At 68.4% G+C, this 1,437-nt stretch carries 1 protein-coding gene and 1 pseudogene; both read left to right on the plus strand.

Annotated features, from left to right (window positions below; all coding sequences use genetic code 11):
* Positions 1-340, plus strand: a pseudogene (locus ACZ7NC_RS45620) (hypothetical protein); the annotation flags it as partial.
* A 261-nt stretch (positions 341-601) separates the two neighbouring features.
* A partial coding sequence (locus ACZ7NC_RS45625) for a hypothetical protein (RefSeq protein ID WP_471498383.1) occupies positions 602-1,437 on the plus strand: 836 nt, incomplete at its 3' end.

Raw genomic sequence — 1,437 nt, forward strand, 5'->3', positions numbered from 1 at the left:
TCCCGGCGAGCGTCACGCGGGGAGTGACGGAGACCGTGACGCCGTCACGCTTACGGACCTCGCGGTCGTCACGGGCGTGCCCACGCCTCAGCCCGGCGAGCCGCTGACCGACGGCCAGTTGGACGTCGTGCTGCGCCACCTGCGCTACTCCGACGACCCGCCGCTGTCCTACCGCCAGGCCGTCGGCGGGTTCCGTGACCGGGGCTTCGTCGGCAGCGAGAAGCGGGTGCGCCACGCCTGGGGCGCGCTGCTGTCGAACGAGGAGAACGGCGAGACCGGTACGGCCGAAAAGGCCGACGAGGCCGACCGGGAGGAAGAGCCCGAGGACGCGGACGCCTGAGCAAAGAAGGGGCGGCCGCCCCGTTTGTCCGGCACCACCAGTGAGGGCCAGCCCGCCTGTGCGGGCTGGCCCTTGCTGCAACTGCCGGAAGCGAAAAGAGCAGTTGACCAGCGCAGACCCGGTGAGTGACCCGGCGAGCGGACCACCGCGTCCGCAGACCCAGGAAGCAGACCCGGCGAGCACTGATGAAAACCCCCAGGAATCGAATACATGTGCGGACTATGCTCGCCCGCCCATTCATGATCACCGTGAGGAGAAGGAGTGGGACGAAAGAAACAGCAGGCCAGCGACGACATGGCAGGCCAGGCAGCAGGCGCCATCGGCGGCCTGGCCATCGCCTTCGGCACCCTCGCCGCGATCAAGGACAAGCTGGGCCTGTCCTGGCCGGCCACCGTAGCGCTCACCGCAGGGGCGCTGGTCGCCCTCGGCTACGGCGCCTGGCGGCTCCGCAGCAGCATCAAACGGCTGCTGGCAGGCGCCGCAGAGCCTTCCGCAACCCTGAAACAGAAGGCCCCCGCGGCCGCCCTGGAGGGGAATCAGGAGGCTCCCGCGGCTGCTCTGGACGGCGATCAGACGGACGCTCAGGCGGTTCCTGCGCACCCGGAGCTCACCGCGGCACTGCGCACGGCCGCCGTCATCGGCAGCGAGCAGGTCATCCGGGCCGACCAGGTCACGATCACCCCGGTGCAGACCGGCGACGTCTACGACTTCCTGGTCCCCAAGGGCCGTACATACGAGGACGTAGAGAAGCGCCTGGGCAACATCGCCGGCATGTTCGGCGTCACCCGCCTGCACCTGACCATGGAGCGCAGTCGCGACAACGAACGCCGCGTGAAGCTCCTCAAGCTGCACGAGCCTCCGTTCACCCGCCCGTTCCCGGCCCCGACCCGGCAGGAGATCGAGACGTTCGCCGGCGTTCCGCTCGGTCATGACGTGACCGGTCAGCTCGCCGGAGTGCCCACGTTCGACAAAGCGTCGATGCTCGTCGCCGGATTGACACAGATGGGCAAGACCACGCTGGTCAACGGGCTCATCACCTGCCTGCTGATCGCATACGGCGAATTCGAGCTGTATTTGCTCGATGGAAAGTTCTGCGG

The organism is Streptomyces sp. NPDC111802, from assembly GCF_055634335.1.